We start from the raw sequence: 6,524 nt of genomic DNA, 5'->3' as shown, positions 1-6,524 counted from the left end.
CGTTCGGGTTGGATACATCTTAGCACGCTGTCCAATTTTGCCGGACCACTTCAGCGGGCTGTTCAAAGGTCCGCTAAGGGCCGTGAGCGACAATAGATTATCGGGACGGTAGCAGTGTTACCGCAGAGCAGGGAACAGCAGGCCGAAGTCTGTAAACTACGCGGCTTCTGCCTCGATCATTCTGCTGTCCGTGGCCCCAGCCCAGAACGCGCGCCTCGAGAGAAGGCGTCAATTGACTGCCTGCTATTTGCGCACTGCGCCCGTTTTGACTGTGCTTCGATCTGCTGTTTCGTCCTTAGTTAGCAGGCGAAATGGCGTGGAGTGAAATTTCCGGTATCGTCGCGCGTGAAAGCCTGTCACCCGTGGGAAGGGCGGCATTTCCCACCTAAAGGAGTACTTGGCGATGGTAAATCCGCTGCGGCTTGCATTGACCTTTGCATTTGTCTCAAACGTCGCGGTCGCCGAGCCGCTTCCCAACCTCAATCTCGAACCCGAAGCGACAACCGTGTCCGGATTGTCCAGCGGAGCATTCATGGCTGTGCAACTGCAAGTAGCCTTCTCGAGTTCCATCTCCGGCGCGGGCATTATCGCGGGCGGGCCATATGACTGCGCAGACCAATCGATATGGCGAGCGCTCTTTGTGTGCATGGATCCGTTTTTTGTCGATGCCGACCCAGGCAGTTCCTTTGAAACGATGAAAGCCCTGGCGGCAGAGAACCGCATAGACCCGCTTCAGGATATCGCCCCCGACAGGCTGTATCTGTTTCACGGGCAGGCCGACGACACCGTCGCCCGGTCGACCATGGAGGCCTTGAGGCAGACTTATGAGTTGCTCGGCGTGACTGCAGAAAACATGATCTATGTAACAGATGTCGATGTCGGGCACGGATTTGTCGTCGAGCAGGGACCCGTGGCCTGCGATGCGACCCGCCCAGATTTTCTCATTGATTGTGATTTTGATCAGGCAGGCGATATTCTGAACCAGCTTTATGGAGACCTCTCGCCTCCGGTTGATGCAAGAGACCAGGGGTTCGTGATTTTCGACCAGGCTGGATATAACGAAGGTGCCCCCGGCATGGACGATCTTGCGTTTGTCTATGTTCCGGCTGACTGTGCGGCGGGCGAAAGCTGCCGTCTGCACATAGCACTGCATGGCTGCCAGCAAGGGCGACAGATTATCGGAAAGAATTTTGCACGGCTGACGGGCTATAACCAATGGGCCGAGACAAACAGGATCGTCGTGCTTTATCCTCAGGCTCTCAGGATACCGGCACCCTGGTACAACTGGTTTTCTGGAAATCCGAACGGGTGCTGGGATTGGTGGGGCTATTCGGGGCCGGACTATTTGAGTCGAACGGCCCCACAAATGTCCGCCGTCGCACGGATGGCAGCCGCTCTTGGCGCGCCGCTCCAGCAATAAGGTATTTCTCTTTTTGGTCTACATTGCTGACAGCAGAACGGATCTTCGCTTTCTCTGAAGACAGACATCTCGCACCATAAATTACTGCGCTCAGCACGAATGGCCGCAATGACGGGCCGCTCCGCAGCATGGAGAAGTCATCGTGAAGGTCGGCAATGGGCCGATACGGTTCGCAACTTTACGGCGATTGCCTTTTGCCCCAGGTCGACGTCCTTGACTTGGCGCAGTTAAAGGCTTTCTTACCAAGCATGACTGACCTCTCAATCCAATCGCTGGATGACCTCATTATCGATGAGGCCTCCCGGCCCAAAGCGCCGAAGGTTGCTGCGGCAACAGACATGCACCGCCGCCAAGGTCGACAGCTGGCGGCAATTCACCGTCACTATCTGATGGAGATGGCCCAGATCGGTGCGGTGTTGGCGCGGATCGAAGCGAGGGACACTCCGCCCGAGCACCTGAAGAAGATCGTGCTTTCACTCGATATGGCCGAGAATTTTCGAGCGTTCGGATCCCTTTGCGGGCGAGAATGTCAGGTGCTCAAGTTTCACCACGACATCGAAGGTGCCGATATGTTCCCCCGGATCGAGGCGGCGGGCGGAGGCATGTTCCGGGAAGTCGTGGCCAAGCTGCTTTCAGAGCACGAGGTGGTCCATGAATTGATCATCCGCCTCGGTCGAGCCGCAGACGCGTTGGCGGAAGATCCAGGAGAGGCGAACTTCGTTCAGGCCGCCACCATATACCGAAAGCTGGAAGAGGTCGTACGCTCCCATTTTGGCTATGAGGAGACGGAATTGGCGGAGGCCATCGGGTATTACCTCGGAGCGGTCTGACGGCGCAGCCTGAACAGCCATGCATCGTCTATATCAAATGCACTTTCGGCCCACTTGCCCCCGGTTCTCTTTAGCTGTGTGCCTAAAGTTGCAGAGAAGGTTAATTGCCTCCAGCGTGCATGTGACATGGCTATTCCATCACGTCTCCAGATCCCTCGAAATTGCGTCGGCCACAAACCTGTGCGTGGCAAGCGCACCTGCCGCGCCCCTCCGACCGGCAGCTGCTCGGACCTTGGCCGACCGAATAACGCTGCATAGCGCTACGAAAGTCCGCTTCTCTAATTGGGTGTTTTGGTCAAGCTCATTTTCCTTCTTTCTTTTGGGTCATTGTCACTCATCCGGGTCACGCTTCTCTTCGCAGTCTGGTTGATGCCATGATGGCACCGCTGCAAGCATATGTCGGATCGGCAGTGGAGAGCCTTGCTCTGAGACGCGCTTCTGGTTGCGCAGCAGACTTTTTCGGCTTCTTCCACAAACCTCGTCCGGTGAGGGACGACCCCGTTCGGATTGGGTGGGTGGCGTTTTAGATTATGCCTTACCTCCCACCTGGTCCTGACGGAATTCTGTGCCATCAACCCACATGCGATGCAGCAAGACGGCGAGTTTGCGTGCGACAGCGACAACGGCGCGACGGCGACCCTTAGTGCGCATCAGTCGCATGCCCCACGATTTGATCTGAGACCCAGCCATGGTTCGCATCAGCAAAGCGTTGGCGGCAGCATACAAGGTCGCCCGGACATCTCTGTCACCAGCCTTTGATATACGGCCAGGATTGTCGTGTTCACCCGACTGGTATCGTCTCGGCGTCAAGCCAAAGTGCGCGCCAACAGTCCGTGACCGTTTGAAGCGTGAGGGGTCATCGACTGCCGCTTTGAATGTAAGTGAAGCGATTGGGCCGACACCTGGAACTGTCATCATGCGCATACAGACCTCATCTTGGCTGGCAGCGCGTTTGACCCTGCGATCCAGTTCCAAAAAGTGCTGATACAAAACCACGCGCGCGTCCAAGAGCGGCACCAAAGCATGGGCCAAAACTTCATCCATCTCGATCAGAGGTCGAACAACATCGTCAAAACTGCCATGCTTCACGGTCATGGGAAGGCGAACGCCAAAGATCTTCAATAATCCACGTACTTCGTTAGCCAGGTCCATCGTCTTCTTCAAAAGCGCCTTGCGTGTACTCAGCAAAGCACGGACGCCATGCGCCTCTCGGCTTTTCATATGAACTGGGCTGAACCAACCAGTGCGCAAAACTTGAGCGATGCCACGCGCATCATTCTTGTCTGTTTTGTTGCGCATTGCCGACAGCGCCGCATTTACCTGACGTGCTTCCATACACACGACGTCAAAACCTTCTGCCGTCAAACCAAAGAACAGATGTTGGCTCATCGTGCCCGCTTCAAAGCCGACCCGTTCAATCGGATGGGGAAACGTTCCAAGGCACTCAGCGATGTCGCTGACCTCGCATGGCAGCTCGCGCTCAAGCAGCACGGTTCCCTTGCCATCAACAATACAAAGCGCACAGGAACGCAGCGATACGTCTATTCCGGCAAAATATTCCATTTCTCATCTCCCTTGTTCACAGTCATCCTGTGATCTTATCGGGAGCTCGACCTCACAAAAGAGGGCAGCCCAATTACGCATGCTCAGGGCCGTGTGCGACACGAGGCTAAACCGGTAGCCTTCGGGAAAAATAATCTGTTTTTCTTTTATTTTGGCTGCGGTATCTAGCAGATGCGCATGCACCCTTCCTCACCTAAAAACTGGCTCTCAACCCTATGTTTTAAAGTACTTATTTTCATCAGAAACATGGAAAAACAAGACGCGCCCACATTTTTCAGAAACCGCGACTTCAACCTAAATCATCATGAAATTCTGTCCTTTGTCGGGAAAAAAATCTGCGAGTGGGAGCATAACAGGTGTGGCACACTTCACCTTTCTGACTTTTGCCCCACCCCCCCCACATTTATTCACCCTTACTTGGCCAGAACAGTTGGTGATTTGGAAACTTGGCTTGGGATATCGGCAATCATGGGAACAATGTAACGGACGAGGGTTGTACCTGCCTTGTCATAGGGGCGCGCGGGAAACATCATGCTTTTCAGAGGCACGTGCTTTTCCTGTTCGTCCATTCGACAGTTTGACAATACCTGACAAAACCCATCCTTTCATTATATATCGGGGCTTTGTCAGGTTTTGTCATATAGTCAGTCGAGGGCTTCGTATTATTTGCCGGCTCCGCTGCGAGTGCCAGCCAACGGCTCAAAACGCTGTTTCCAGAAGCGGATTAACAGCGTAGTTTTTTGGAGGGCGGCCCGGCCTGGACGGCGGAATTAGGGCGATCCATCCAGCATCTTGAAGAACCGTGAATGCGGGGCTGATCTCCTTCGTTGACTGTAGCCCAGCCAAGCCCCGGCGCTGTATTTCGCGGGTGCTAATTTGGCTCATACCTTCCCCCTTGATAATCTCTCCGATCCGGCCTGCTGCGCGAACCTCTGGCGGCATTGAAGCTGCCCCATAGGCGCGGTGTGCGTGCTTGCGCAGATGCTCACCCACGTAGCTACAGGCACGCCCCAGATGAATCGCGTTGATGGTGTGAACCGCTGGCGCGGAGTCAATTGCGTAATCCAGCAAGGCCAGCACTGTTGCGACGCGAACAGCTATTCCAGGCAGTTTGCCAATGTGGCTTTTCATCAAACCTGAGGTATCTTGTTCCCAATCGCGGCATTTCTGGCGAAACGCTTGCAAGCTGTCTTGCGCCTCCAAGTCTAGTTGCAGGAAGACAGGGCGCTTCTCGCCTTGGTCATCAATGGTCGGCTCTAGTGCCCTGAGGCGTTCCATTGCCCTAAGCGCTGTGGCAGTGTCCAATCTGGCCACGGGGCGACTAAGAGGCACTTTAGCAGGGTAGACAGTCAAGAACCGAGCAAGCAACCCGTCATCATCGCTATTGAGCAACAGGCTATCCAGCTTATCAGGCTGGGTACCGCCCAATATTGAGATAGACAAGTGATCCACTATGACAGGCTCAGGGCAATTTTTACGATCTACTGTGAAGCTGCGGCCGCCAAAGGCCTCTAACCAGAATGGTCGGTCGCCGCCTCCATTGTAGCGGTCCATGCTGCCCAGCCACCCTGACAGCTCGTCACGTGACAACAGCAATCCGCGCCAGACATTGCTCATCAAATCGGCGGCTTTCTCGGTGGTGGTGTCTGTGATGCGGATACGGCCACGAACCGGCGGTGGGCCCGCTTCGGCGTTTCTCGGCTTTGCGGGTGCATCTTCGCCTACACCGATGTTGGCTTTCACTTCTGCTTTCCATTTAGCTTCGTACAGCTTGGCCACCTCGTCTTTGTCTACCCATTTCTTACGTTCAGTCAGGTATTCAGCGCTCAGGGCATTGTCTATCTCCTTAACTGGATCAAGGATGGCATCCAATGCGGGGCTTTTTCCTGAACTGGGGTCGCCGATCAGCATGCCCCAAAGAATAGGCGGCTCTTTCCAGCCTTCCCAAGGTACGGCCCAACGGGTGTTGCCAATGATAGCGCTGGCAGTGCAAAGCAGAGCAAGGCTAACGAAATCAACATGCGCGCCCTTCACCTCTGCGGCTGTACGCAACCAACTGGCCCACGACCCGAACACCGTTTCAAATTCATCGATAGTCATTTCGGGGGCGGGTGGCCGCTCAGGGCGAATAATCGAGAGATCAAGTTTAGCCCAATCGCCAGCCGGATTGAATGAGGTTGCAGTTGTGGCTGCCCCGTTATTTTTCTTTTCCTGCATGTACATAACTACGTCGCCACTACTTTGGCGGTTTCCCATGCCTCGATCTCGGAAAGCCTCCAGCGAGTACATCCGGGAGAAAGCGTTACGGCACGAGGGAATTGTTCGTTTGTACGATGCCAGCGCCAGATAGTAATGCGGTTGACGCTATAGCGCGCTCCCAACTGCAAGTCTGACAAATAAGTTTCATTCATTTGTGTCACCTCTTGTTAAACGGTGACACCTCTTATGACGACATTTTTACGCGGTGGAACAGCTACTCTTGACCGTTTTCGATGCTGTCAAAAATCTCTACGACCATTTTTCGTTTTAGAAAGGTGTAGAGCTGTTCCGGACTTTCAAAAAGTTCGTCCGCCCCGTTTTCCCATGCGTGACGTGTTAAGTCGCCTCGCTTGGAGCCTTCACAACCTTTGAAGTGGTCCGGCAAAATTGGACAGCGCGCTAAGATGTATCCAACCCGAACGAATGGATACGAGAATGACAAAGCGACGGAA

General features: G+C 54.5%; 6 protein-coding genes. 2 read left to right on the top strand and 4 right to left on the bottom strand.

Going from position 1 to position 6,524, the window contains the following annotated elements:
• The first annotated feature begins 403 nt into the window (after positions 1 to 403).
• Positions 404 to 1,420 (top strand): extracellular catalytic domain type 2 short-chain-length polyhydroxyalkanoate depolymerase, encoded by a 1,017-nt coding sequence (locus V7730_RS21550; protein ID WP_335749616.1) that lies wholly within the window; start codon positions 404 to 406, stop codon positions 1,418 to 1,420.
• A 248-nt stretch (positions 1,421 to 1,668) separates the two neighbouring features.
• Complete coding sequence (locus V7730_RS21545; RefSeq protein ID WP_335749615.1) at positions 1,669 to 2,250, top strand: hemerythrin domain-containing protein; 582 nt, start codon at positions 1,669 to 1,671, stop codon at positions 2,248 to 2,250.
• 528 nt (positions 2,251 to 2,778) lie between these two features.
• On the opposite strand, the gene V7730_RS21540 is transcribed toward V7730_RS21545, so the two are convergent.
• The 4 genes from V7730_RS21540 to V7730_RS21530 form a co-directional block, all read right to left on the bottom strand.
• Positions 2,779 to 3,813, bottom strand: a complete 1,035-nt coding sequence (locus V7730_RS21540) for an IS110 family transposase (RefSeq protein WP_335749614.1) — start codon at positions 3,811 to 3,813, stop codon at positions 2,779 to 2,781.
• Between the two features lie 699 nt (positions 3,814 to 4,512).
• On the bottom strand, positions 4,513 to 6,069 hold the full coding sequence (locus tag V7730_RS21535; protein WP_335749613.1) for a DUF3987 domain-containing protein: 1,557 nt from the start codon (positions 6,067 to 6,069) through the stop codon (positions 4,513 to 4,515).
• On the bottom strand, positions 6,039 to 6,224 hold the full coding sequence (locus V7730_RS22800; RefSeq protein ID WP_443070264.1) for a helix-turn-helix transcriptional regulator: 186 nt from the start codon (positions 6,222 to 6,224) through the stop codon (positions 6,039 to 6,041). Before V7730_RS22800 ends, V7730_RS21535 begins: the two co-directional genes overlap by 31 nt.
• 62 nt (positions 6,225 to 6,286) lie before the next feature.
• Positions 6,287 to 6,524 (bottom strand): hypothetical protein (locus V7730_RS21530; protein ID WP_335749612.1); only part of this gene is annotated, 238 nt, incomplete at its 5' end.

The sequence above is a fragment of the Sulfitobacter sp. genome (genome assembly GCF_036961165.1).
Lineage (GTDB): Bacteria > Pseudomonadota > Alphaproteobacteria > Rhodobacterales > Rhodobacteraceae > Sulfitobacter.
Note: the sequence above shows the minus strand (reverse complement) of the source record. Positions and strands in the feature narration are given on the sequence as shown.

What these genes read in the sequence shown, in the direction of transcription:
- V7730_RS21535 (WP_335749613.1), bottom strand. Translation starts at nt 6,069, where the DNA reads ATGGGAAACCGCCAAAGTAGTGGCGACGTAGTTATGTACATGCAGGAA.
- V7730_RS21545 (WP_335749615.1), top strand. Translation starts at nt 1,669, where the DNA reads ATGACTGACCTCTCAATCCAATCGCTGGATGACCTCATTATCGATGAG.
- V7730_RS22800 (WP_443070264.1), bottom strand. Translation starts at nt 6,224, where the DNA reads ATGAATGAAACTTATTTGTCAGACTTGCAGTTGGGAGCGCGCTATAGC.
- V7730_RS21540 (WP_335749614.1), bottom strand. Translation starts at nt 3,813, where the DNA reads ATGGAATATTTTGCCGGAATAGACGTATCGCTGCGTTCCTGTGCGCTT.
- V7730_RS21550 (WP_335749616.1), top strand. Translation starts at nt 404, where the DNA reads ATGGTAAATCCGCTGCGGCTTGCATTGACCTTTGCATTTGTCTCAAAC.